This is a genomic window from Dyadobacter fermentans DSM 18053 (assembly GCF_000023125.1).
Classification (GTDB): Bacteria; Bacteroidota; Bacteroidia; order Cytophagales; family Spirosomataceae; genus Dyadobacter; species Dyadobacter fermentans.
Window position 1 is genome coordinate 3,257,240 of record NC_013037.1, and the last position, 23,640, is coordinate 3,280,879.

Genomic DNA, 23,640 nt, shown 5'->3' on the forward strand with positions numbered 1-23,640 from the left:
ATGTCTGATAAGTACCCGCCGAGTTATTAAAAAATTCTTAGAAATAGGCAGGTCAAAAGTTACATTTCTCTTCTGAATTATCTTTGTCAACTATTTGAAGAAATTGCTATGCCCGGCACATATGATTTTGAGGATCTCATTCTAACACTATCGACGCCGTTTTACATTTGCCTGATCGGCCTTGAGATCTTTTTAACATACAAGACTTCCCATGAGGAACTGGCCAAACGTCCGGCCTATTCTCTGAAAGATACTTTGACGAATGCCACGCTTATGCTGCTCAACGGCGGGATCGACCTGCTTTTCCGGGCTGCGTATGTGGGCGTACTCATCTGGTTTTATAATTTTTCCTTTGTAGAACCAATCTCCAACCCCTATTGGTACTGGCTGGCATTGTTCCTGGCCGAAGACCTGGCATTTTATACCCTGCATTACGTCGATCACCATTGCCGGTTATTCTGGGCGGTGCATGTGACGCACCATTCGTCGGAGCATTTCAATCTCACTACGGGCTTCCGGTCGTCGGTATTCCAGCCGCTATACCGGTTCATTTACTTCATTCCGCTGGCGTTGGTGGGTTTCAATCCGGCTGATATCATCGTCATGTATTCCATCACGCAGATTTACGGCATCATCGTGCATACCGAGTACGTGGGCAAACTGGGCTGGCTCGAATACATTTTCGTAACGCCTTCGCACCACCGCGTGCACCATGCGAGCAATGTGCGGTACCTGGATAAAAATATGGGCATGTGCCTGATCATCTGGGACCGTATTTTCGGCACGTTTCAGGAAGAACTACCCAGTGACCCGCCGCGTTACGGCCTCACCAAGCAAATGGAACAGCGGGGAATCAGGCAGACTATTTTTCACGAATGGCAGGCCATCGGCGAAGATTTCATGCAGCCGGCCAGTTTTGCGACGAAGCTGAAATACCTCCTCAAAGCACCGGGCTGGTCGCCGGACGGCTCGCGTGAAACCAGTAAGGATTTGCAGCGAAAGCTGGCAGATGTTACTTCGGCTATCGGCCGTCAGCCATCAGACGATTTAAGCAATAATTCTAAAAGCCGGCAGGCAATAGCCAACAGCCAATAGACAATAGCCAACAGCCGACAGCCGACAGCCGACAGCCGAAGTTCTATTTAAACGCCCCAATCCCCGTAATCTCCGCCCCCAATATCAGCAAATGAATGTCATGCGTGCCCTCGTAGGTAATCACCGATTCGAGGTTCATCATGTGCCGCATTATGGGAAATTCGCCGGTAATGCCCATTGCGCCGAGAACCTGGCGGGCCTCGCGGGCAACGTTCAGCGCCATTTCCACATTATTTCTTTTGGCCATTGAAATCTGGACCGTGGTTGCTTCGCCGGCGTCCATCAACTGGCCCAGCCGCCATGCGAGCAGCTGCGCTTTCGTGATTTCGGTGAGCATTTCGGCCAGTTTCTTTTGGGTTAATTGAAATGCGCCGATCGGCTTATCGAACTGGATGCGTTCCGCGGAATACTTCACAGCCGTATCATAACAATCGACCGCCGCGCCGATGGCGCCCCACGCAATGCCGTACCGTGCTTTATCGAGACATTGTAATGCGGCTTTCAGACCCAAGGCGCCGGGAAGAATATGCGTTTCGGGAATTAATACATTGTCAAAAACAAGTTCGCCCGTCGCGCTGGTCCGCAGTGACCATTTGTTGTGAATTTCAGGAGTTGAAAGACCTTCCATGCCACGCTCCACGATCACGCCCTGCACCCTACCCTCCTCATTGCGCGCCCACACCACGCCGATTTGGGCAAATGGTGCATTCGAAATCCACATTTTGGACCCATTGAGCAGGTAGCCGCCGTCGGTCTTTACGATATTCGTCTGCATTCCGCCCGGGTTCGAGCCATGGTCGGGCTCGGTCAGTCCGAAACAGCCGAGCCATTCGCCGGTAGCGAGTTTGGGCAAATACTTCCGTTTCTGCTCCTCCGAGCCGAACGCAAAAATCGGCCACATCACCAGCGAGCTCTGCACCGAAACGGTCGACCGCATGCCCGAATCGCCCCTTTCGATTTCCTGGCACATGAGGCCATAGCTGGTGTAATCCAGCCCGCCGCCTCCATATTCCGCCGGGATCGTTGGCCCAAACACGCCCAATTCGCCGAATTTCGGGATTAAGTATTGAGGAAACTCCGCCTTCTGGGCAAGGTCTTCGATGACAGGCTTAATTTCCCGATCCGTAAAATCGCGCACAGCCTGCCGGATGAGGCGCTGCTCTTCGGTCAGCAGGTCGGAAATATTGAAGAAGTCGGTTTGAGTCATTTTTGTAGTCAGGCGTACATCAGTTTGCCTTTGGCTTTCGGGATTTCCCTTCCTAGCTCTTTCGCGGTAGCAATCCATTCGTCGATAACCCTTTGCGCATTGGCCAATGCCTCGCTTTGTGTCGCCCCATTAGCCATGCAACCTGGCAATTCGGGAACTTCAACAATGAAGGATTGATCTTCGTCGCTCCAATATATGATCAGTTGGTGATTACTAGACATAGCCAAAGGTTGTTTCACAATTTCTGAATTAATATTAGTTCATCAAAAAATCAAACCCCAAATACCTTCCTCACATAAACCAAATCTTCCTTATGCGCCTTTACGGCGTCCATTGTTTTCGGTGAAGTTTTTTCAAGGCATTGTTCCAACACCAAATGCGGCTTTACGCCGAGGCTGTCGAGCATTTGTGCGAGTCGCGGGTAGTCGATATCACCTTCAGTGAAGGTTTCCTGCCAGATACCGCCTTTGGATTGTCGCAAATGCAGCTCGGAGATCCGCTTGCCGTAGAGCTTCACGATGTCGAACAATGCGACTTGCGAGTTGCCGGAGCCGCGGTACACCCAATGCACATCCAGGCACAGCGATACGTTTTTCGGATCGGTAGCGAGGAGCATGTGGTGAAATTCCCGGGCGGCGGCACGCAGCTCCACATCGTGCGTGTGGTAGGCGAGCGTCATTCCGCGTTTTTTCAGCTCGGCTCCCAGCTTGTCGAGGTTGCGGGCCTGCTCGGTCAACTGCTCGTCCGATTTGTTCTTCTCACTTCCCCATTGGATAGGATTAGGATTCGTCACGATGATCTTCGTATCGGCGGGTTTCAGCGCATCGGCAATAGCCAGTACCGAAGAGATTGACTTCGAGGCCTCGCCCGCCTCGTGCAGGGAAGTATTGACATACACCGAAGGCATTGCCAGGCGGTATTTTTGCAGCACCGGCAGCAATTTCGGCACTTCGTCCGCGCTGTTGAAAGCCGGCTCGTAGGCTTTCAGGCCGGTGGAGGCGAATTCGGCCAGGGAAGCGTCCGGGTTGGCGCCCCATTCCTTGCCGTCGCGGGCGTAGAACGTAATCCACGAATACTGGTTGCAGGATAACGGAAACGGCGCGGCATGCTGCTCGGCCCGGGCGGCCTCGGAAAGCACGGCAGCCCCGGCCGATACAGCCAGCGTGTTCAGAAATTGGCGGCGGTTTTGCGACATGGCGAATTGTTTTGAATGCTGGCAGCATTGCCATTGTGCAGAAAAGGACATTTCGGAAAAATGCTACCCGGAGAACCGTAAATCGCCCGTAGCAACGGTCCGGCATCTCCGGTTGCCTGCTCCGAAAGTATGTGTACCTTTGCAGGATTAAAGGATAAATCCCTTTCCAAAATTATGCATCATACGCTTCAACTGACGCTGGCGCCCGACATCGCGCTGGACGAGGACAATTTCCGCCGCTTTGTCATCCAGAAACTCCGGCTGCGCGAGAGCGACAATCCATTCATTCGCAAAACACGCCAATCGATAGATGCCCGCAGCCGGCAGGTAAAAATTAATATACAAGCCGAAGTTTATGTTGGCGAAACGCCGCCAGCGCTTGCAGGCCAGCGGATCGTGTACCCGGATGTGAGCAAGCGCCCGCAGGCGCTGATCGTCGGCTGCGGACCGGCCGGCATGTTCGCCGCATTGCGGCTGATCGAGCTAGGTATCAAACCGGTTTTGTTCGAAAGAGGAAAGGACGTGCGCACGAGGCGGCGCGATCTGGCGGCTATTAATAAAGAACATCACGTCAACCCGGAATCGAATTACTGTTTTGGAGAAGGTGGCGCCGGCACGTATTCCGACGGCAAACTTTACACCCGCTCCAACAAGCGCGGCGACATCCGGCGCGTGCTCGAAATATTCGTCGCCCATAGCGCCAGCGAGCAAATCCTGATCGACACCCACCCGCACATCGGCACCAACAAGCTGCCGGTAGTGGTATCCGAAATGCGCGAAAGCATCCTCAAAGCAGGTGGCAAAATCCATTTTGACACCAAGGTAACCGACCTCATCGTGCGCGACAACCGCGTTACCGGCGTGGTCACCAATGACAAGGACGAACATACCGGCATCGGCGTCATACTGGCTACGGGCCATTCGGCGCGGGACATTTACGAGCTGCTGCACGCCAAAAACATCCTTATCGAGAGCAAATCCTTCGCGATGGGTGTCCGGATCGAACATCCGCAGAACACCATCGACAAAATACAATACCACTGCGAGGTGGATCGCGGGCCGTATTTGCCAGCGGCTTCGTACAGCCTTGTCACCCAAACCCGCTACAAAGGCGTGCAACGGGGCGTTTTCTCGTTTTGCATGTGCCCGGGCGGCTTCATTGTACCGGCGGCAACGGCCTCGGGCGAGGTGGTCGTCAATGGCATGTCGCCCTCCCGCCGCGATTCCCCCTATGCCAATTCGGGTATGGTGGTGACGATCGAAGAGGCCGACCTGGCACCTTACAAGGAATTCGGCCCGATGGCCGGCTTACAGCTCCAACGCGAACTCGAACAAGCCGCCTGCAAACTCGCAGGTGCCACTCAAACAGCGCCCGCGCAACTGGCCGTGGATTTCGTCAAAGGCCGCACATCCGCACATTTGCGCGACACTTCCTACCAGCCCGGCCTGCAATCGGTCGACCTGTACGACGTGCTTCCGGGCCACATCGCATTTCCATTGCGCGACGCATTGTCGGATTTCGGCCGTAAAATGCGCGGCTACCTCTCCGGCGACGCCCAACTGATCGGCGTCGAAAGCCGCACCTCCTCGCCCGTACGCATCCCGCGCGAGCGCGAAAGCTGCGAACATCCCGAAGTCAAAGGACTATTTCCCTGCGGCGAAGGCGCCGGTTACGCAGGAGGCATAATGTCCGCCGCCATGGACGGCGAACGCTGCGCGGAGCAACTCGCCAGGCTGTACGCCGGGGCGTTGGTATAAGCGTTAAAATCATTTTATGTAATCGTTATATTTGCATATATTGGTTTTTAACAACAGAAACACACTATACGATGCCAGAAATTTTCCGGATGTTCGGCATGAAGTTCTTCTTTTATAGCCTGGAACATCTACCCATTCACATCCACGTCAGAAGCGCTGACGGGACGGCCAAATTTGAAGTAAATCCGGTGAAGCTTGTCGAGAGCCGCGGCATAAAACCGAAGGATCTGGTCCTCGCGGAGGCATTGGTAGAGCAGCATTCGGAACTAATTATCAAGAAGTGGCATGAATTTCATGGTGAATGATTTAGTACTTAAATGAGTCTGTTATGAAAATCAGCAAGGTTTGGTTCGACGAAACCAATATATATCTGGTACTTGATAGCGGTCATACGATCGGGAACCCTTTGGGGTGGTTCAAACGACTCGAAAACGCGTCGGAAGCGCAACGTCTGCGTTTCGAAATCGGTCCATTAGGTGATAGCATCCATTGGGAAGAGCTGGACGAAGATCTGAGTCTGGAAAGCTTTTTCGATTTCAAAAGAGAACTCAATTACGCAAAAATTTAGGTCCGACACACTACCCCTACCATGACCTAACTACCTCATTAACCCTCTTAAATGGCCGCATTGGAATCGTTTTCCGCTTTTACCGAACAACTGACCCAGAAATTGCAATCCCCGCTCCCAGGTGAAACGGCCCACCGGGTAATGCAGGCTTCCTCCCGGCTCCGCCTTACCTTCAAGCCCAATACCCGCACCCGCCGCAGCGCGGTGCTGATCCTTTTTTACCCCTACCAGGACGAAATCTATTTCCCCCTCATTCTCCGTCCGGCCTACGACGGCGTGCACAGCGGCCAGGTGGCATTCCCCGGCGGGCGTTACGAGCTGAGCGACGAAAACCTCATCCGCACCGCGTTGCGGGAGGCGCAGGAAGAGATCGGCCTCAGGCTGACGGACGTGAAAATACTGGGCGCATTGACCGAACTTTTCATCCCCGCCAGCAACTTTCACGTGCTGCCGGTCGTGGCCGCGATGCCCTATCGCCCCGGCTTCTATCCCGACCCGCGCGAGGTCGAAGATATTTTTGAGATCAAACTCGAAGAAATTTCTGATATTAACATTATCGGATCGAGCGACATCCAAGTGCGTGGCGAACAGGTACATGCGCCGCATTATATGGTGCAGGGTTATAAAATCTGGGGCGCTACAGCCATGATGATCAGCGAGCTGCTGGCCGTGCTCAATGCGCCGGAGAACTGAGTTTTATCGCTTATTTTCCTATATTAGCAGTTAATTCAAGCTGATCTTCCGGTAACCTTCGCCCTGTTTCTTTCTTTTTGAACGAGCGAGTCCCCTGTGAAGGCCGGGAAGCGGATGGCTGATGATTATTTTCTGAATACTTAAAACCTGGTTCCTCCTGCATTTATGGACGAAAACGGAGCTGCGCCCGACGTAGAAGATAGCGGATTGCATGATAAACTGCCCATTTCGGGTTTATACGAAAACTGGTTTCTTGATTATGCCTCTTATGTAATTCTGGAACGCGCCGTTCCGGCGATCGAAGACGGGCTGAAACCCGTTCAACGGCGCATTATGCACGCGCTCAACGAAATGGACGACGGCCGCTTCAACAAGGTGGCCAACGTAGTCGGTTCATCCATGCAATACCACCCGCACGGCGATGCGTCTATTTATGATGCGATCGTCAATATCGGGCAAAAGGAACTGCTTTTCGACACGCAGGGTAACTGGGGCGATATCCGTACCGGCGACGGTGCCGCTGCTGCCCGTTACATCGAGGTGCGGCTGTCGCGGTTTGGCAAGGATGTCGTTTTTAATGACGATACCACCGAATGGCAGCTCTCCTACGACGGCCGTAAGCGCGAACCGATCACGCTGCCCGTCAAATTCCCGCTGCTGCTCACGCTCGGCGTGGAGGGTATCGCGGTAGGTTTGTCCACCAAAATACTTCCCCACAACTTCTGCGAGCTGATCGAGGCGTCGATCGGCATACTACAAGGCAAAGAGGTGACCATTTATCCCGATTTCCTCACGGGCGGGCTTGTCGATGTGTCCAACTATAACGATGGCCACCGCGGCGGAAAAGTACGGGTACGTGCCAAAATCGAGGAGGAGGACAAAAAGATGCTCGTTATCCGCGACATTCCTTTTGGCACCACCACTACTTCCCTCATCGAATCGATCATCAAAGCGAACGATGCGGGTAAGATCAAGATCAAAAAGGTGGTGGATAACACCGCCGCCGATGTGGAAATCCAGGTGCACCTAGCGCCCGGCGTTTCGCCCGACATTACGATGGACGCGCTTTACGCATTCACAGAATGCGAGGTCTCCATTTCGCCGAATGCGTGTATTATTATTGCTGAAAAGCCGCATTTCGTCGGCGTTACCGACATTCTCAAATACAACACCCAGCAGACGGTCCACCTCTTGCAGCGCGAGCTCGAAATCAAACGGCTCGAATTGCTCGAAAAGATCCTGTACGGCTCGCTGGAAAAGATATTTATCGAAAACCGCATTTACCGCGACATCGAAGAGTGCGAAACCTTCGAAGCGGTGATCCGGACGATTGATAAAGGACTTGAACCGTTCAAACCCCAGTTTTACCGCGAGATCACCGACGACGACATCGTTGCCCTCACCGAGATCCGCATTAAACGCATTTCCAAATACGACAGCTTCAAAGCCGACGAGCTAATGCGCAAATGGGAGGCCGACCTGGCCGAAACCGAGGACAACCTGGCGCATATCACGCGGTTCGCGATCGAGTATTTCAGGGATCTGCTTAAAAAATATGGCAAAAACCGCGGCAGAAGGACCGAAATCCGGGCTTTCAACCAGATTGCCGCCAATATCGTGGCCGCCAACAACCAGAAACTGTACGTAAACCGGGCCGAAGGTTTCGTCGGCTATGGCCTCAAAAAGGACGAGTACGTGATGGATTGTTCGGATATCGACGATATTATCGTTTTCCGGGGCGATGGACGGTGCGTGGTTACGAAGGTTCAGGACAAGGTTTTTGTTGGGAAAGACATTATCTATTGCGCGGTTTTTGTCAAAAACGATGAGCGAAAAGTGTATAATGTCGTGTATGTGGATGGCAAAACGGGCGTTTCATATGCCAAGCGTTTCCAGGTAACCGCCGTCACCCGCGACCGGGAGTATGATCTCACGCAAGGCACGCCGAAATCGAAAATTACGTACTTCACAGCGAACGATAATGGTGAGGCTGAGATCATTACGGTTAATCTTCAAGCACAAAGCAAAGCAAAAGTCAAGCAGTTCGACTACAATTTTGCGGAGCTGCTGATCAAAAACCGGAGCGCGATGGGTAACATTCTCACGAAATATCCCGTACGGAAAATTACATTGAAAGCGGCCGGGCGCTCGACGCTGGGCGGCGTGGATATGTGGTTCGATCCAATTATTGGTCGCCTCAACCGCGACGAACGCGGCGAATACCTTGGCAATTTCGGCCCGAGCGACAATATCGTCGTGATTTACAAGGACGGCAGCTACGAGCTTACGAATTTTGACCTGACGAACCATTACGAGCCGCACGAAGTACTGCTTGTCAAGAAGTTCGACACCAAACTGCCGATTACGGCCATTTATTTTGATGGTGGTCAGAAACAGCATTTTATCAAGCGGTTCAACATCGAAACTTCGTCGCTCGACAAGAAATTCCTTTTCATCAGCGACGCCAAAAACAGCAAGCTGATCCTTGCCAGCACAGATGTGCGCCCGCGCCTGGAAATCGTTTATCCCAAAACGGCGCAGAAAGAGCAATCGACCGAGGAATATCTGGTAGAAGACATGGTCGATATCCGCGGCTGGCGCGCGCAGGGCAACCGCATTCCTAACGACAAATTCAAGGACATCCGCTGGCTCGAACCCCTTGCCGTTCCCACAGAAGAACCGGCCGAAACGGTAACCGGCGAAGCCCCGGACGACGACAATGCCGAGGAAGCGACAGAGGAAACTGCGAATGCTTTGGAAGAAAATACTGTTATCCCAACGGAGCCCGAAGACGAAACTGAGGCCAGCGCGGCGGACGGAGACGAAGAATCCAAAACAAAAAGCGAAACCAAACCAAAAAAAGACAAGAAAGGACCCGATTCGAAAAAACAGCTAGGGCTGTTTGAATAGGGAAGAATGCTCAGGAACTGAAAATTCACAAGGCAACGCGTGTACAGGTGAAAAAATTGATCAAAATCATACTAGCCTTATTATTTGCCTGCATGGTTTTCATCTTGCTCTGCAATTTCTGGGTCGTTTACTGTACGCGGCAATACTCTTATTTTTCGATCGAAAGCCTGCCGCCGAATGACGTGGCGCTGGTGCTCGGCACGAGTAAAAAGTCGGAAAAAGGAACGGAAAACCTGTTTTTCAAATACAGAATGGAAGCCACGGCGCGGCTTTTTAAGGAGGGTAAAATCAAATACATTATCCTCAGCGGCAACAACGATTCGCAATACTATAACGAGCCGCTGGATATGCAGCGCGCGCTGCTTAACCTGGGCATTCCCGAGAACGTGATGACGCTCGATTACGCCGGTTTCCGCACGTTCGATTCCATTGTGCGCTGCAAACAGGTGTTCAACCAGGATAATTTCACTGTCATTTCTCAAAATTTCCACAACGCAAGGGCATTATACATTGCTCACAATGAAGGCATTAATGCCATTTCTTTCGCCGCTCAGGACGTTCCTGACGGCTATTCCTTCCGAACCCTCGTGCGCGAATACCTCGCGCGCCCGAAGGCGGTACTCGACGTTCACATTCTACGTCCGGCCGCGGACGTAACTTCCAATATTCAAATCGGGAAAAATGAGCATGACGAATGAGGCCGCGCGCGCACATCACCGTTCTGCTCCTGCTCGCCATTCTTGCTCGCACGAATGGCTTTTCTCAAACGGTTTATAACCTCAAAGGACGCGTCACCGACGCCACTACGGGCGATCCCGTCCCTTTTGCGAACGTCGGCATTCAGGGCCGGCCGGTGGGCACTATCACCGACTTCGACGGCATTTACCAGCTTACATTCACCGCACCTGCGGACTCGGTGGTCGTTACTTATGTGGGATATACCAGCCGGAGCAAAGCGATTATGCCGGACGTAGCACGGCAAACGATTGATTTTCAGCTCACACCCGGAACAACGCAACTGAGGGAAGTGCGGATATCGGCAGGCGAAAACCCGGCCTGGGCGATCCTGCGGAAAATAGTAGCCCGAAAAAAGGCCAATAATCCCGACGAGCTGACCGCCTACGAGTACGAATCCTACAACAAGATCCAGATCGACATTGATAACCTGTCGGATGGGTTCCGCAAGCGGAAATCCGTCAAGAAAATGGCGCATATCCTCGACCAGTTCGATGGCGTGAAGGGTGAAAACGGCGAGACGATCATCCCGATCTTCATTTCCGAGTCGGTTTCGGACGTCTTCTACCGCCGCGATCCGCAGAAAAAGAAAGAGGTGATCAACAAAACCAAAGTCTCGGGCGTGGGGCTGACCGACGGCAGTGTGGTTTCGCAGCTGATCGGGTCCACGTTTCAGCAATACAATTTTTACAACAACTGGCTCAATATCCTGCAAAAGGACTTTGTTTCCCCCATTTCCGACAACTGGAAGCTGTATTACGAATATTACCTGGCGGACAGCATCCCCAGCGGCACCGGATACGACTACCAGATCGACTTCGAACCGCGCCAGAAACAGGACCTTGCATTTACAGGCACGATGTGGGTCGACGGCGAGACGTTTGCATTGACGCAGGTGGACGTGAACGTGGGCAAACAAGCCAACCTGAACTACATCGATCGCATTAAAATCCAGCAATCCTACGAGCTTTCGGAGGCCAATAGCCACTGGCTGCCGCGCAGGACCCGCGTGCTGATCGACGTGGACGAGCCCACCCCGCAAGCCGCGGGAATGCTTTTGAAATTCTACTCCGCCCAATCCGGGTACAAGCTCAACGCCCCGCGCGAAAACCGGTTTTACGACACCGCCATCGAGCTCAAAGACGATTACCGCGACCACGACACGACATTCTGGATAAAAAGCCGGCCGGAAGTACTCAGCGCGCCGGAAAAGCTGACTTTTGAACTGATCGACTCCCTGAAAGCGCTCCCGGTGGTGAAGACCTACACCGAGTTGCTCAACATTTTTGTAAACGGCTACAAGCGCATCGACAAATGGAATATCGACCTCGGTCCCTATTTGTTTTTGTATGCCAACAACAGGGTCGAAGGCCACCGTTTCCGCCTCGGCTTCCGGACCGATCCGGGATTTAGCAAAAAATGGATTTTCAGCGGTTACGGGGCGTACGGCACGCGCGACCATGCATTTAAATACGGCGGCGGCCTGGACTACATTATCAGCCGCAAACCGTGGACAATGGCGGGCATCGCCTACGCACGGGACCTTGAACGACTGGGGCTCACCACCGAAACCATTGGCCCGAGCACCATTTTCGGGGCATTGTCGCGGTTCGGGGCATTCCGTCGGCCCTATTGGCAGCAGGATATTTCGGCCTATTTCAAAAGGGAAGTGGTGAAAGGGCTCACGGGCAGTGTGCAGCTCCGGCACCGCACGTTCGATCCGCTGTTTCCATTCACTTACCGCACCGATCCCGCCGCAGGCGAGCATTCCCCGTTACGGAGCGATTTCGATGTTACGGAAGTGAATTTTGAAGCAAGATTGGCCCGGAAAGAGACATTTTTGCTGAATGACAATGAGCGGATCAGCATGGGCACCGGAAATTCACCGGCATTTACGCTGCGCTACACGCACGGTTTCAAGCATTTGCTCGGCGCCGATTTCAACTACAATAAGTTTTCTTTCAATATTAAACAGAGCTTTCGCGCAGGCGTGATCGGGCGTACCTATTATAATGTAACGTTCGGCTATATTCCTTCCACCCTTCCCTACCCGATGCTCTACACGCCGCTGGGCAACGAGTCGTTCTTTTATGTGGAGAATGCCTATAATCTGATGCGCTATTTCGAGTTTGTGAGCGACCGGTATTTCGCGGTGCGGATGGAGCACAATTTCGAAGGATTTATATTAAACCGCATCCCTGCGATCCGGCGGCTGAAACTGCGTATGCTGGCCACGGGCCGATTGTTTTACGGCAACATCAGCCATGCGAACGAGACGCTCACCACCACTACCGACGAATCGGGCAAACAAATACTGACATTCAACCGCTTAGGCTCAAAACCTTACCTCGAACTCGGCTACGGGATCGACAATATTTTTCGCACGGGCCGCGTCGATTTCATCCACCGGCTCACGTATCTCGACAACCCTAATGTGTCGCCCTTCGCCGTGAAGATTTCCTTCTGGTTTAAATTGTAGGGATTTTAAATGCTTTTGAGGTCTTTGGAAGCATAAGTAAGATGCACTTCCTGCCCGATTTCGAGATCCGGCTTGTTGCGGTAAAAGGATAATTGCTCTTTCCCTTTTAAACAACGAATTTCCCAATGGTTGCCATGAAAGCGCACCGCTTCCACTTTGCCTATCCAACGGCTCTTTTCGGGTTTTCGGGTGGGTTTGATCTTCTCGGGGCGAATGTAGAATTGCTTTTTGCCCTGGTCACCCGCCAGCCAGTTGATATCTCCCGTCAGTTCGGCCACGTAGCTGTTTACCGGATTGTTATAAACCTCCTGCGGCGTGCCGATCTGGACGATTTTCCCATCGCGCAGCACGGCAATGCGGTCCGACCAGGCCAGCGCGTCGGCGGCTTCATGCGTGACGAATATGCAGCTCATCTTCTGCTGCCTGCGCAGGCGTTCGATCGCGTCGGCGAGCACGCGGCGGTTGTGATTGTCCAAATGCGCGAAAGGCTCGTCGAGCAGCAGCACGTCGGGCAGTTCGGCGATGGCTTTTGCAATGGCTGTGCGCTGCTTTTCACCGCCTGAGAGCAACTTTGCCTTCCGGTCTTTCACGTTTTTCAATGCGGTGGTTTCCAAAAGCTCCGCTACTTTCTCGTGTCGGTAATCCGGCTCGTAGAAACGCAGCGAATAAGCTATATTCTCCTCCACGGTTTGGTTCGGGAACAGTTCAAACTCCTGGTGAATGAGCCGGATGGCCTCGTGGCCGGGCATCAGCTCGCTGGCCACGGGTTTCAGCAGTTGCCCTTTGAAAAAAACATCACCTTGCTCCGCATCCAGGAAACGCCCCAGAATGCGCAGCAAGGTGCTTTTCCCCGACCCGCTTTCACCCAGGATACCCAGCCATTCCCCCGGCGCCAGTTCGAGATCGACGGCGGAAAGGACGGTGTCATGGCCAAATGTTTTGGTGATTTGCTGTGCGCGTAGCGTCGGACGGGACTGTTTCATGCTCAGGCCCAGGTAATTTTTTCCTGAATGGAGCTATTCCGACGCGCCGGTGTGTCGGGCGCGTTGTGGTAACCCAGGTAATAGAGGCCGAGGCATTTCTGGCCTTCTGGCAGCTCCAGGTACTCGGCAAGTTCTTTCAGCACCGCCGGACTGCTCCAATACGAGCCAATGCCGTAAGCCGTAGCCGTGAGCCACATATTTTGCACTGCACATGCCACTGCGGCAGTTTCTTCCCATTCGGGCACGTCGTTCGGGTGAAGCTCTGCATTAATAGCGATCACACAGGCCGATTTCAGGATTTTTTCGCCGGCAGCCTCGTAACGCGCCTGCGAGAATGATTCGGCAGGGGTGTTATTCCGGTAGCGCTCCATGAAAAAGCTCGCCAGATGTTGCAGCTTGTCCTGTCCGCGGAACACCATGAAACGCCACGGCTCGGTGCGTTTGTGCGTTGGCGCGTAATTGGCGTTTTCGAGAATGTTCTCGATGATTTCCTGCGGAATCTCCTTCTCGATGTAGCTGGGTGGGAAGATGCTCCGGCGTGTGCGGATGATATGATTAATGACTTCTACGGTCTGTTCCATTACAATTTATTTTACTACTCAAATTTGGTCAAAGGGCAAAACTAACGATTATACCTAAAATTTACCCCGAACCCGTGCTACTTTGCCGCTAAACCATTATTTTCAGCCTCTCCTTTTGCAAAACCCTTTACTTTGGCCCGTCAAAAAACATCGCCAATCAAACCTGAAATCGCATGCTTGTTACTACTACCCCGAACATCGAAGGTAAAAAGATCGTAAAGTATATCGGCCTGGTGAATGGTGAAGCCATCATCGGCGCCAACTTTTTCAAGGACTTCCTCGCGGGCATCCGCGACGTTGTGGGCGGGCGCTCGGGCTCGTACGAGCAGGGCCTGCGCGAGGCCAAGAGCATTGCCATCCGCGAAATGATGGAACAGGCCCAACGCCTCGGTGCAAATGCGGTGATCGGCGTGGATATCGACCTCGAAACGATCGGGAACGGCAGCTCAATGCTCATGGTAAGCGCCAACGGCACCGCAGTGTGCTACGAATAGTGCTTGCATCGTAATCCGCGCATTAGGATGCCCCGCATGGGATGCCCCGCATGGGATGCCCCGCATCTAAAATACGGCGCGGGCGATCTGCGAGACGTTATCGGACTTGCCCATTGTGTAAAAATGAAGCACGGGCACGCCATAGGCCAGCAGCTCCCTGCATTGTTGAATGCCCCATTCAATTCCTACCTGACGCACCTCTTTGTCGGTCGCGCATTGTTCCACTTCTTTTACCAGCTCCTGCGGGAATTCCAGGTGGAATATGTCGGCCAGGACGGTCAGCTGTTTTTTAGTTGAAATCGGTTTCAAGCCGGGGATGATCGGCACGGTAATGCCTTCGGCGCGGCAGCGTTCTACGAAACTGAAATATTTCCGGTTATCGAAAAACATCTGGGTCACGATATAATTGGCGCCCAGCTCTACTTTCCTTTTTAGAGCCGCGTAATCCGTATCGAACGACGCCGCATCGAAATGCTTTTCGGGATAGCCGGCCACGCCGATGCAGAAGTCCGTTGGCCATACCTGCGTTTCCGCATTGAGGAGTATGCCCTTATTCATATTATCCACCTGCGTCACCAGCTCCGATGCATAGGAATGCCCGCCGGGTTTTGGCCTGAACACGCCCGCAGAACGCTCGGCATCGCCGCGCAGCACGAGCACATTGTCGATGCCCAGGTAATGCAGGTCGATGAGTACGTCCTCGGTTTCATCTTTGGTAAACCCGCCGCAGATCACATGCGGCACCGCGTCCACTTTGAACCGCTCCATGATCCGCGCGCAGATACCCACTGTTCCGGGTCGCTTGCGGATGGGAATGCGTTCGATGGTGCCGTCGGTCCCGACGCGGTCGATGAGCTCCTCGCGGTGATACGTAACATCTACAAAAGGTGGATTGAACTCCATTAAAGGCTCGATTGAATTCAACAATTCGTTGACGTTCTGGCCTTTCAGCGGGGGAATGATCTCGATGGAGAATAAGGTTTTGCCTTCCGCACGGCGGATATACTCGGTAACTTTGGTCATTATAAAGGCGGTGGTGTGTTGCTAACGAGTACAAAGAAAGCAAAAAAATGGCCTACCGCATTACAGTAGGCCATTCCACGTAAACCCTCCTCTATCAGTGTTCGTCAAAAATGTTAATTGGGTTGCTGACAGGGCGTCAGTCCCAAAGCAACAATTTGCTTGACTGAATACTAATAACTAAAATTCTGTGCCAAATTAGGAAAGAAAGAGATTGCGAGCAATTCATATCAAACTTTTTTTATCGAAATGTAGATTAATTACTACGTTTCTCGGCAAAGATCCTGTTTTCCCGGCGTTTTAGCGGCAGTTTAGAGTTCAATTAGCATATCACCGGTTACAACCAGTGTTTATAATTTCACCACTTTTGGGAAATGATTCCCCAGGAAGCAACACATTTAAGCCTGGCCGACGCCAGGTCTCGTCATCTGGATGTGTTCGATGGCATCTTCCAGGTAAACCTCGCCCGATTGCCTGAAACCGAACGACTCGTAAAACCTTTTCAGGTAGAGCTGCGCACCAATGCGGATCGGAACGTTGCCGTACAGGGCTTCGACCTTCTGGATCGAGACGTTCAGCAGCTCGATGCCGTGACCGGCACCGCGGCCCTGCGATGAAACCACGATCCGCCCGATTGCCGGGTATTCGTATGATAATCCCGGCGGAACGATCCGCGCGAATGCCATGAGCACACCATCGCGGTAGCCCGATAGGTGGTGGCTCTGCAAATCCTTGTTATCCATATCCAGGTAACAGCAGCGTTGTTCGAGTACGAAAACCTCGCTTCGCAGCCGCAGGATGCCATAGAGCTCTTTGGTAGTGAGTTCGTCAAATGTCTGAAAGCGCCAGTTGAGTTGATTTGTCATGAAGAATTGTTCAAAAGAATTTATTTCGCCTGATATTGACCGTTTTTATAAATTTGCGGCACAATTAGCAATACAAGGTACCAACATTAAAATAACTAATAATATATTATAAGTATGGGAAGGGCTTTTGAATACAGAAAGGCACGGATGTTCAAACGGTGGGACAAGATGGCCAAAACTTTCACGAGGATTGGAAAAGACATCGTTCTGGCGGTGAAAAACGGAACTGCAGACCCCGCCACCAACTCGAAACTCCGGGTTCTCCTGCAAAACGCCAAGGCAGTGAACATGCCGAAGGAAACCGTGGAAAGGGCTATCAAACGCGCAACTGCCAAAGATCAGGACGATTATAAGGAAATGGTGTACGAAGGCTACGGCCCGCACGGCATCGCGATCCTCGTTGAAAGCACGACAGATAACCCAACCCGCACGGTGGCTAACGTAAGAAGCTATTTCAATAAGCTCGGCGGCAGCCTGGGAACAATGGGCATGCTCGACTTCATTTTCGACCGCAAATGCATTTTCAAGATCAAAAACACCGGTAAGGACCTCGAAGAGCTGGAATTCGAACTGATCGACGCCGGCGGCGAGGAGGTTTTCCTCGACGAAGAGACTAACCTGATCAACATTTACGGCGAGTTCTCGGCGTTTGGTGCATTACAGCATTATTTCGAAGAGAACGGCTATGAAATCGTGGAAGCGGATTTCGACCGCATTCCGAACGATACCAAGACATTGAGCGAAGAGCAAATCGCGGAAGTCGAGAAACTGATCGAAAAGATCGAGGAAGACGACGACGTGCAGCGCGTTTACCATAACATGGCTTAATGCAGCGCCACAATCCGGTGTTGTTTTTTCATAAATTCAAAATAGGCCCCGGCTTCCTTCCCTAACAGGGAGGCGCCCACGGGAGACGAAGATGAGACTGCCAAAACGGTCTCATTTTCTATTTTAACGGCCCCCAGACTGACGGCGATGAAGAACCAGCCCGCCGTCGTTTCCAGCAGCGTCCCTACCGCACTGCGCACAGGCGACTCGCCTTCGCCTATCTTTTCGAGGATCAGCCGCTCCTGCCGCGCCTGCTCGTACTGGCGCGCGTGCATATTCCTGTCCAGCTGCCCCATCGACCGCGACGTTTCATATTTGTCCCCCATCGAACTCTTCCCCTGATCATTCGCCGACTCCTGCGCCGCTTCCATGGCGGTCCACGCCACCTGCATGCGCTCATCGAGAAGAGATTTGAGTTCGGCGATCACCGTTGCTTTATCCATTTGTCAGAAATATGGCTGCCCGTGCGGCAGCTGTTATCAAAAGGTTGCAAATATAATGAGCAGCCGTTCAATAATGCGTACTCACTCGCAGCCGCCGGGGGTACGACAACTGCATCGAAATAAATAGTCAGACCAGCCCCTATTTCTTCTAAAAATACAAATCGCTATCATCGAAAAAGTGCGTCCTGAATGCAACTACTTTGGACGTACCGGCGAGTTATGTTTAAAACACTAATAACCAACTGAAAACTAAGTAAATACCAGCCATTCTACGTCAAAATAGCTGCCATTTTTCTAGCATTTAATTGACAATAATTTTAATTTTTGTCAGCAACAACCTCCTCTATTATCATGAAATATTTATACTACACATTATTGGTGGCCTGCTGGGCATCATGTCCATTTTGTTTTGGTCAATCTGTTAAGATCAATGAGCTGATGGCTTCCAATTCCAGCTCCTATTTGGATGAAACCGGTTCGGACGAGGACTGGATCGAGCTTTACAATGCCGGCGCTACGCCCGTGGATTTGAGCGGTTATTATCTTACCGACGACGCAGGCGAGTTGAAAAAATTCCAGTTACCATCCAGCAGCGGTGCACTAACCATCCAGCCCGGCGGCTTCCTGATCCTCTGGGCGAGCGGTTTGCCGTCGCGCGGGCCGAAACACCTCGGCTTCGGGCTTAGTGGCGACGGAGAGCAGCTGCTACTGGTCGCACCGAACGAGACGATCATCGACCAGCTCGATTTCCCGAAACAGCGAACGGACATTTCCTATGGGCGCAAAACGAACGGTTCTTCCGAAATCGTGTATTTCTCTCCCTCCTCGCCCAACGCCGGCAATATGGCGGCCAACTCCTACACGGGTTTCGCGTCGCCGCCGGTGATGAGCGTGGAAAGCGGCTTTTTCCAAAACAGCTTCACGCTCACGATTTCCACCGCTGTGCCGGGTGCAGAAGTGTATTACACCACCGACGGCTCCCAGCCCGACAAAAACAATATCACAGCGCCGGGCAAGGCTTATCAATTCAAAAACCAATACCCGAAAAACCCCGGAGATGGCATAGGGTCCACCTTTACCAATCACTTTCTTACGCTGAAACAGAATTCGCCCGTCAACATCCCGATAACCGACAAATCGGGGCAGCCTGACGTCCTTGCGGCCATTTCGGCTACCAACGATTTTATCCCTACCTATAATTCGGTGCCGGTGAAGCCGGTTTACAAAGGGATGGTCATCCGCGCAAAGGTTTATGAGGCCGGAAAACTGCCCAGCGAAACGGAATCCCGGACGTATCTTTTCACAACCGATGGCCAGCCTAAATCGCAGCTAGCGGTATTCTCCATCAAAACCGACCCGGACGATATGTTCGATTATGAGGACGGGATCGGGGTTGCGGGGAAAGATTTTGTGGATTGGCGTAATGCGAATCCGGGCGCCGGGTCGTTTGGGGCGCCGGTGGGAAACTATTACCGCAACACGGAAATTCCCTCGAATGTGGAAGTGCTGATCAACGGCAGTCCGGTCATTAACCAGGACCTTGGCCTGCGCATTCACGGCCAGGGGTCGAGGACCAGCGACAAGAAGAGTTTCCGGCTGTACTCCACCGGCCCGAATGCTTCCCAAAGCGATATCGACTACCCGCTTTTTCCGTCACTTCCTTTTCACACATTCAGGAGGCTGATCATGCGGAATTCCGGCAATGATTACGAGCGGACGCTCATGAAGGACTCTTACATTCATCAGATCGCGAAAGGGCTCGACATTGAATTGCAGGAATACCGTCCCGTCACAACCTACCTCAATGGCGAATACTGGGGCATTCACGACCTGCGCGAACGCCAGGATGAATACTATTTTGCCAGCCATTACGCGCTCGAACCCGAAAACATCGAGTTTTTCGCCGACCCCGAGATTGAAAACAATTCTGGGCATTACGCGGACCTTTCCAATTTCATCAAAACCCACAACATGGCCGACGCCGGCAATTATGACTACGCGTTGGCGCGAATGGACATCGACAATTTCATCGACTACTGCATTCTCGAACTTTATGCTGCGAACTGGGACTGGCCTTATGGGAATGTTACCTATTGGCGGCACAAGGTGCCGTACAGCCCGGCAGGCGGCAAGGGAAAGGATGGCCGCTGGCGCTGGGCACTTTTCGATGTCGATCTGAGCTTTGAAGAGCTGGATGCCAACCAGTTTCCCAAGGCATTGGGCGCCCCCGATTTCCTGCTGCAATATCTTTTGCCCAATACAACTTTCAGGAACAAGTTTATCAACCGTTATGCGGACCTGATCAACAGCCATTTTCAGCCTCAGCGCCTGCTGGATCAGATTAATGTTTGTAAAAACCTGATTGCGAATGAGATGCCGGAAAACATCAAACGCTGGAACCGCCCGGCGAGCATGGCTACCTGGGAGTCGAATGTTAACCTGATGGTCAATTTCGCTACCAACCGGCCCAATGTGGCCCGGGGGCATATTCAAGGACAATTCAATCTTAGCGCAGGCACACAGCAGATCTCCGTTCATGTTTCCAATCAGGACCACGGCTATGTGCGCGTGAATACGATCGACATTCTTCCGAGTACCCTCGGCGTTTCTGCGAATCCTTATCCATGGAATGGCATTTATTTCAAAAACGTGAACATTTCCCTTACGGCGATCGCCAAACCGGGCTATAAGTTTTTGCAATGGGAAAACCTGACTACCAATGCTATTTCGCACAGCGCCACCATTGGATTTGCGCCATCCTCTTCGTCCAACTATCGTGCGGTGTTCGCAGTAGATGTCGCCCCGGCACAAGTGCCCGCGCCGCTCGACCCCAGCGCATGTGCGTACGATTTCAATGCGTGGCTGGCTACTGCGGCCGGGAATACCTTTCCGGACAATATGCGGTTTGTATATATGGAAAACGACGACCCGGACCTTAATTCGCCCGTCGTCGGATTTACCAGCGGGGTTTATAACCTCACGAGCCGCACGCGCATCAACGGCCTAGGCGACCAGGGCATTTCGTTTATCAACACCGGCAATGCAGCGGGTAACCCGGGCTATCCGGGCATGAAGCTCGGCGGCGCCATTCTGGCATTGAATACCATCGGCAAGACCGTCGCGAGTGTGAAATGGACGGGCGGGACGGTCACGCCCAATGCAAGGCCTTACGCGATCCGGCTGCAATACCGCCTTTCGGAAACGGGGCCATTTACCGACGTGCTGAACCCTAATAACCAGCCGGTGGAATATGTCCGGTCGGCCACGGCGGGGCACGAGCAGGTGATCGATTGGGTGGCGCTCCCGGCCGAAGTCCTCAACAAACCTTACGTGCAGCTGCTATGGCGGTATTATTGTACGGACGCCACTTTGACGGGCGCGCGGGACGAACTGCGCCTGGACGATATTATGGTGCAAACCTGCTCCGACCCGCTGCCGGTGACGCTCGTTAGTTTTAATGCAACCACAGTGGAAGAAAAAGTACTGGTAACCTGGGCAACGACCGAAGAAAGGGACCACGACCATTTCGAGGTGCAGCGGTCGCACGACGCCCGCAGCTGGGCGGCCCTGGGACGCATTTCGGGAAAGGGAAGCGTGAATAGTTTCAACCAATACCGCTTTGAAGACCCATGGCCGTTATCCGGAACAAGTTATTATAGGTTAAAACAGGTCGATACCGACCAAACCTATGCGTTTTCCCACGTAGTAACCGTGCAACGGCCCGGGTTTGCTGCGAGCGTTTTTCCGAATCCGGCAGACCACATATTGTACTTGAAAATACCCGTTCAGAAAGGCGGGTCGAGCTACACTGTTATGGATGTTTCGGGGAACGTGCGGCTGCGCGGCTATGTAATGACTGGCCGGTCGTCGATTCCGATCGGAAGCTTATTACCGGGCTTTTATATCATGAAAATCCTGAATGATGACGGGACATCCGCTTTGTTGAAGTTTGTCAAAAAGTGAATGTCCCGTCGCTCTGGCCTCGCATTCGGGCGGGGTCAGAGCTTCGTTATTTTCTTTCTTACAAGCTCTCCGCCGGAATTGAACTCGATAATGTATTCGCCACGGTTCAGTTCCGAAACGTCGAGCTCTTTGCCCTCCTGCTTTCGCAACAGCTCACGGCCATTCAAATCCATTACCCTCAGGCCGCTCACGGCTGAGCCATCGCTCGTGGCGACTTCGATGATGTGCTGCGACGGGTTAGGAAAAACCGCCGACTCGCGCGCCACATTGTCGCTGCGCACGACGATGATCCTTGAAAGCGTCGCCGTCCCGTCGTAATCGACCTGGTTCAAGCGGTAATAGGTAGTGATGGGATAAGGCGACTCATCTGTAAAACGGTAGGTGTTCATTTCCTTGCTGTCGCCAGCGCCTGCTATGTTGCCCACCGTAGTGAATGTCTTCGCGTCGCTGCTTTTTTGAATCTCGAAATAGTCGTTACTCGTTTCCGAGCTCGTGACCCATTCCAGTTCGTTGAAGCCGTTAATGCCTTTTTGGCCATTAAACCGCACGAGTGTGACCGGCAATGGCGGCGGTGGAAGCGGCGGGGCGCTTGCCATGAACGGCTGGGCATTGGCTAGTATATTTTCGGACGGATCGACGATTGCGTCCCGCCAGAGGCTGGCTGCCATGCTCTGTCCCTGTTCGTTGAAGTGCAGGCCGTCGTAGCGCCCCTCATTGCCGATCGCATTCAAATTCGCTCCGCGGAATGTATAAGGGTCATCGTTGATCAGCTGATTCTGCGCGTCGGTAATTCCCTGCTTGATGCCGTTGTTGTAGCACGATGTGGCCACGAGCCATGGCAGTGCCTGGAAACCGGCCTCATCCCGCATCTTTTGGACAACTTGCTGGCTCCGGGAATAGAACCCCGGCCCGTCGGTATCGCCATCGTTGATACCATGCGCGGACAGGACGGCCCGCAGCCCGGTCCGGGGCGCATATTTGCTCATCGTATTGCGGATATTCACGTACGGCATCCGGATGTCATATTTGATAAATCCGTGGTCGAATGGAATATCGTAGGCAGCTTTCTGAAAATGCCCCATGTTGCTGCCTCCGAATGCCGCACTGTAAAACAGGATGGGCACGTTCAATGCTTCTACGAGCAAATCACCCAGTTTGGACCAGAACCAGGGCTGATCGGCCATCGGCGCGATCCCGCAGTTCTGACACAAATGCGTGGGAATGAGTGGTGGAAGGTGCTCCGGGCTTCCGGTTTGCAAATACTGGTTCCGAAGACCGGGATCGGCGTTAGGGTTCATGGAATTGACCATATCGCTCGTGGAGCCGGTCACAGCACCTTCGGCTGCGGCGGCATTGGAATGGCCCACAATGAGGAACACTTCCCCGACGCCCACCTTTTCGATCGTCACCGAGCTGCCGATCTGCTGATTTCCGTTGTTCATACCCCTTACTTCGAGATCGAACCGGCCGCCTGTGGAGGTGAGGAAACCGCTGAAAACGCCGTTGGTCAGGTCTGTGGTGATCGTTGTCCAGTTCACACCGCTGCCGGGCTCGCCGCCCCTGGTCTTTAACCGGGCCTCGATACGATGTACCTGATTCCCGGTACAAATGCCGGTAATGTAGACATTGGCATTACCACTCTGGTTACGCTGAAAAACCACTCTTGACGGCGGGAAACTAACACTGACCTGTGCCTGCACCAACGGATGGGTAAACAAGAAAGTAAAAAATAAATAGAGTTTTACGCGCATAGAAAGACGTTTAAAAAATTGAAAAACTGAACGAACCGGGTGCTGAAAAAGGCAACAGAACATTGGTCCGT

The 23,640-nt window shown here is 52.8% G+C and carries 20 protein-coding genes; 11 read left to right on the forward strand and 9 right to left on the reverse strand.

What is annotated here, in order from left to right:
* Positions 1 to 108: 108 nt before the first annotated feature.
* Complete coding sequence (locus DFER_RS13025) at positions 109 to 1,095, forward strand: sterol desaturase family protein (protein ID WP_015812104.1); 987 nt, start codon at positions 109 to 111, stop codon at positions 1,093 to 1,095.
* A gap of 43 nt (positions 1,096 to 1,138) precedes the next feature.
* On the opposite strand, the gene DFER_RS13030 is transcribed toward DFER_RS13025, so the two are convergent.
* The 3 genes from DFER_RS13030 to DFER_RS13040 are packed head-to-tail and all read right to left on the reverse strand — an operon-like array spanning position 1,139 to position 3,497.
* Positions 1,139 to 2,302, reverse strand: coding sequence for an acyl-CoA dehydrogenase family protein (locus tag DFER_RS13030; RefSeq protein ID WP_015812105.1), 1,164 nt, complete (start codon positions 2,300 to 2,302; stop codon positions 1,139 to 1,141).
* Positions 2,303 to 2,310: 8 nt separating this feature from the next.
* Positions 2,311 to 2,523, reverse strand: coding sequence for a type II toxin-antitoxin system HicB family antitoxin (locus tag DFER_RS13035; protein ID WP_015812106.1), 213 nt, complete (start codon positions 2,521 to 2,523; stop codon positions 2,311 to 2,313).
* A gap of 50 nt (positions 2,524 to 2,573) precedes the next feature.
* Positions 2,574 to 3,497 carry a sugar phosphate isomerase/epimerase family protein gene (locus tag DFER_RS13040; protein ID WP_015812107.1) on the reverse strand — a complete coding sequence of 308 codons (924 nt, stop codon included), beginning with the start codon at positions 3,495 to 3,497 and terminating at the stop codon, positions 2,574 to 2,576.
* A gap of 174 nt (positions 3,498 to 3,671) precedes the next feature.
* On the opposite strand from DFER_RS13040, the gene DFER_RS13045 reads away from it, so the two are divergent.
* The 7 genes from DFER_RS13045 to DFER_RS13075 all read left to right on the forward strand — a co-directional run bounded on the left by DFER_RS13045 (position 3,672) and on the right by DFER_RS13075 (position 12,640).
* On the forward strand, positions 3,672 to 5,255 hold the full coding sequence (locus tag DFER_RS13045) for an NAD(P)/FAD-dependent oxidoreductase (RefSeq protein ID WP_041735062.1): 1,584 nt from the start codon (positions 3,672 to 3,674) through the stop codon (positions 5,253 to 5,255).
* 71 nt (positions 5,256 to 5,326) lie between these two features.
* Positions 5,327 to 5,560, forward strand: a complete 234-nt coding sequence (locus tag DFER_RS13050) for a DUF4160 domain-containing protein (RefSeq protein ID WP_041735065.1) — start codon at positions 5,327 to 5,329, stop codon at positions 5,558 to 5,560.
* A 23-nt stretch (positions 5,561 to 5,583) separates the two neighbouring features.
* Positions 5,584 to 5,823, forward strand: a complete 240-nt coding sequence (locus tag DFER_RS13055) for a DUF2442 domain-containing protein (RefSeq protein WP_015812110.1) — start codon at positions 5,584 to 5,586, stop codon at positions 5,821 to 5,823.
* 51 nt (positions 5,824 to 5,874) lie between these two features.
* Positions 5,875 to 6,516, forward strand: coding sequence for an NUDIX hydrolase (locus tag DFER_RS13060; RefSeq protein WP_015812111.1), 642 nt, complete (start codon positions 5,875 to 5,877; stop codon positions 6,514 to 6,516).
* A 165-nt stretch (positions 6,517 to 6,681) separates the two neighbouring features.
* The gene (locus tag DFER_RS13065) at positions 6,682 to 9,426 is read left to right on the forward strand and encodes a DNA gyrase/topoisomerase IV subunit A (protein WP_015812112.1); all 2,745 of its coding nucleotides are present in this window, start codon (positions 6,682 to 6,684) and stop codon (positions 9,424 to 9,426) included.
* A 92-nt stretch (positions 9,427 to 9,518) separates the two neighbouring features.
* Positions 9,519 to 10,124: a SanA/YdcF family protein gene (locus DFER_RS13070; protein ID WP_015812113.1), complete on the forward strand. Its 606-nt coding sequence runs from the start codon at positions 9,519 to 9,521 to the stop codon at positions 10,122 to 10,124.
* Positions 10,121 to 12,640: a DUF5686 and carboxypeptidase-like regulatory domain-containing protein gene (locus DFER_RS13075; RefSeq protein ID WP_015812114.1), complete on the forward strand. Its 2,520-nt coding sequence runs from the start codon at positions 10,121 to 10,123 to the stop codon at positions 12,638 to 12,640. Before DFER_RS13070 ends, DFER_RS13075 begins: the two co-directional genes overlap by 4 nt.
* 5 nt (positions 12,641 to 12,645) lie before the next feature.
* Here the strand turns inward: DFER_RS13075 and DFER_RS13080 are convergent, their stop codons facing one another.
* A complete protein-coding gene (locus DFER_RS13080; protein ID WP_015812115.1) occupies positions 12,646 to 13,623 on the reverse strand; it encodes an ABC transporter ATP-binding protein in 978 nt (325 codons plus the stop codon).
* 2 nt (positions 13,624 to 13,625) lie between these two features.
* Positions 13,626 to 14,204: a nitroreductase family protein gene (locus tag DFER_RS13085; protein ID WP_015812116.1), complete on the reverse strand. Its 579-nt coding sequence runs from the start codon at positions 14,202 to 14,204 to the stop codon at positions 13,626 to 13,628.
* 173 nt (positions 14,205 to 14,377) lie between these two features.
* Between DFER_RS13085 and DFER_RS13090 the strand changes: the two genes are divergently transcribed.
* Positions 14,378 to 14,698 (forward strand): heavy metal-binding domain-containing protein, encoded by a 321-nt coding sequence (locus DFER_RS13090; RefSeq protein ID WP_015812117.1) that lies wholly within the window; start codon positions 14,378 to 14,380, stop codon positions 14,696 to 14,698.
* A gap of 66 nt (positions 14,699 to 14,764) precedes the next feature.
* On the opposite strand, the gene metF is transcribed toward DFER_RS13090, so the two are convergent.
* Both metF and DFER_RS13100 read right to left on the reverse strand, forming a co-directional pair.
* On the reverse strand, positions 14,765 to 15,721 hold the full coding sequence (gene metF, locus DFER_RS13095) for a methylenetetrahydrofolate reductase [NAD(P)H] (protein WP_015812118.1): 957 nt from the start codon (positions 15,719 to 15,721) through the stop codon (positions 14,765 to 14,767).
* A 395-nt stretch (positions 15,722 to 16,116) separates the two neighbouring features.
* Entirely contained in the window at positions 16,117 to 16,584 is a 468-nt protein-coding gene (locus DFER_RS13100; protein ID WP_015812119.1) for a GNAT family N-acetyltransferase, read from the reverse strand.
* Between the two features lie 114 nt (positions 16,585 to 16,698).
* On the opposite strand from DFER_RS13100, the gene DFER_RS13105 reads away from it, so the two are divergent.
* On the forward strand, positions 16,699 to 17,412 hold the full coding sequence (locus DFER_RS13105) for a YebC/PmpR family DNA-binding transcriptional regulator (protein WP_041735069.1): 714 nt from the start codon (positions 16,699 to 16,701) through the stop codon (positions 17,410 to 17,412).
* Here DFER_RS13105 and DFER_RS13110 read toward each other — a convergent pair.
* Positions 17,409 to 17,855 carry a hypothetical protein gene (locus DFER_RS13110; protein WP_015812121.1) on the reverse strand — a complete coding sequence of 149 codons (447 nt, stop codon included), beginning with the start codon at positions 17,853 to 17,855 and terminating at the stop codon, positions 17,409 to 17,411. The genes DFER_RS13105 and DFER_RS13110 overlap by 4 nt on opposite strands.
* A gap of 351 nt (positions 17,856 to 18,206) precedes the next feature.
* On the opposite strand from DFER_RS13110, the gene DFER_RS13115 reads away from it, so the two are divergent.
* Positions 18,207 to 21,818: a CotH kinase family protein gene (locus tag DFER_RS13115; protein ID WP_041735072.1), complete on the forward strand. Its 3,612-nt coding sequence runs from the start codon at positions 18,207 to 18,209 to the stop codon at positions 21,816 to 21,818.
* A 35-nt stretch (positions 21,819 to 21,853) separates the two neighbouring features.
* Here DFER_RS13115 and DFER_RS13120 read toward each other — a convergent pair whose 3' ends face one another.
* Complete coding sequence (locus DFER_RS13120; RefSeq protein WP_015812123.1) at positions 21,854 to 23,569, reverse strand: T9SS type A sorting domain-containing protein; 1,716 nt, start codon at positions 23,567 to 23,569, stop codon at positions 21,854 to 21,856.
* Between the last annotated feature and the right edge of the window lie 71 nt (positions 23,570 to 23,640).

Excerpts from the sequence above, each read along its gene's own strand:
- DFER_RS13115 (WP_041735072.1), top strand. The coding sequence starts at position 18,207 with ATGAAATATTTATACTACACATTATTGGTGGCCTGCTGGGCATCATGT.
- DFER_RS13070 (WP_015812113.1), top strand. The coding sequence starts at position 9,519 with ATGGTTTTCATCTTGCTCTGCAATTTCTGGGTCGTTTACTGTACGCGG.
- DFER_RS13045 (WP_041735062.1), top strand. The coding sequence starts at position 3,672 with ATGCATCATACGCTTCAACTGACGCTGGCGCCCGACATCGCGCTGGAC.
- DFER_RS13110 (WP_015812121.1), bottom strand. The coding sequence starts at position 17,855 with ATGGATAAAGCAACGGTGATCGCCGAACTCAAATCTCTTCTCGATGAG.
- DFER_RS13100 (WP_015812119.1), bottom strand. The coding sequence starts at position 16,584 with ATGACAAATCAACTCAACTGGCGCTTTCAGACATTTGACGAACTCACT.
- DFER_RS13060 (WP_015812111.1), top strand. The coding sequence starts at position 5,875 with ATGGCCGCATTGGAATCGTTTTCCGCTTTTACCGAACAACTGACCCAG.
- DFER_RS13085 (WP_015812116.1), bottom strand. The coding sequence starts at position 14,204 with ATGGAACAGACCGTAGAAGTCATTAATCATATCATCCGCACACGCCGG.
- DFER_RS13035 (WP_015812106.1), bottom strand. The coding sequence starts at position 2,523 with ATGTCTAGTAATCACCAACTGATCATATATTGGAGCGACGAAGATCAA.
- DFER_RS13065 (WP_015812112.1), top strand. The coding sequence starts at position 6,682 with ATGGACGAAAACGGAGCTGCGCCCGACGTAGAAGATAGCGGATTGCAT.
- DFER_RS13120 (WP_015812123.1), bottom strand. The coding sequence starts at position 23,569 with ATGCGCGTAAAACTCTATTTATTTTTTACTTTCTTGTTTACCCATCCG.
- DFER_RS13090 (WP_015812117.1), top strand. The coding sequence starts at position 14,378 with ATGCTTGTTACTACTACCCCGAACATCGAAGGTAAAAAGATCGTAAAG.
- DFER_RS13025 (WP_015812104.1), top strand. The coding sequence starts at position 109 with ATGCCCGGCACATATGATTTTGAGGATCTCATTCTAACACTATCGACG.
- metF (WP_015812118.1), bottom strand. The coding sequence starts at position 15,721 with ATGACCAAAGTTACCGAGTATATCCGCCGTGCGGAAGGCAAAACCTTA.
- DFER_RS13030 (WP_015812105.1), bottom strand. The coding sequence starts at position 2,302 with ATGACTCAAACCGACTTCTTCAATATTTCCGACCTGCTGACCGAAGAG.
- DFER_RS13080 (WP_015812115.1), bottom strand. The coding sequence starts at position 13,623 with ATGAAACAGTCCCGTCCGACGCTACGCGCACAGCAAATCACCAAAACA.
- DFER_RS13040 (WP_015812107.1), bottom strand. The coding sequence starts at position 3,497 with ATGTCGCAAAACCGCCGCCAATTTCTGAACACGCTGGCTGTATCGGCC.
- DFER_RS13105 (WP_041735069.1), top strand. The coding sequence starts at position 16,699 with ATGGGAAGGGCTTTTGAATACAGAAAGGCACGGATGTTCAAACGGTGG.
- DFER_RS13075 (WP_015812114.1), top strand. The coding sequence starts at position 10,121 with ATGAGGCCGCGCGCGCACATCACCGTTCTGCTCCTGCTCGCCATTCTT.
- DFER_RS13050 (WP_041735065.1), top strand. The coding sequence starts at position 5,327 with ATGCCAGAAATTTTCCGGATGTTCGGCATGAAGTTCTTCTTTTATAGC.
- DFER_RS13055 (WP_015812110.1), top strand. The coding sequence starts at position 5,584 with ATGAAAATCAGCAAGGTTTGGTTCGACGAAACCAATATATATCTGGTA.